Raw genomic sequence first — 241 nt, 5'->3', positions numbered from 1 at the left:
ACAGTACCAGTGAAGCCAGGCTACACGGCGGATAAGTCAACGGTACCGGCGACAGTGAATGCCGACGGTACGATCACCGTTGATAACCCAACGACCACAGGTAAAGTAAACTACACACCAAACGATGCCAAGGCAAATGTGATGATTCCAAGCAATCAAGGTGATCAAACGGTGCCTAATGTAACTGGTAAGACAGGCGAACATGTCACTGTTGATGTGCCATTACTTAAAGGTTACACAC

At 47.7% G+C, this 241-nt stretch carries 1 protein-coding gene; it reads left to right on the top strand.

Going from position 1 to position 241, the window contains the following annotated elements:
* The coding region (locus CES79_RS12960; protein WP_159459507.1) for a hypothetical protein at positions 1–241 on the top strand (241 nt) is incomplete at both ends.

Source organism: Secundilactobacillus silagei JCM 19001, assembly GCF_002217945.1.
Classification (GTDB): Bacteria; Bacillota; Bacilli; order Lactobacillales; family Lactobacillaceae; genus Secundilactobacillus; species Secundilactobacillus silagei.
Note: the sequence above shows the minus strand (reverse complement) of the source record. Positions and strands in the feature narration are given on the sequence as shown.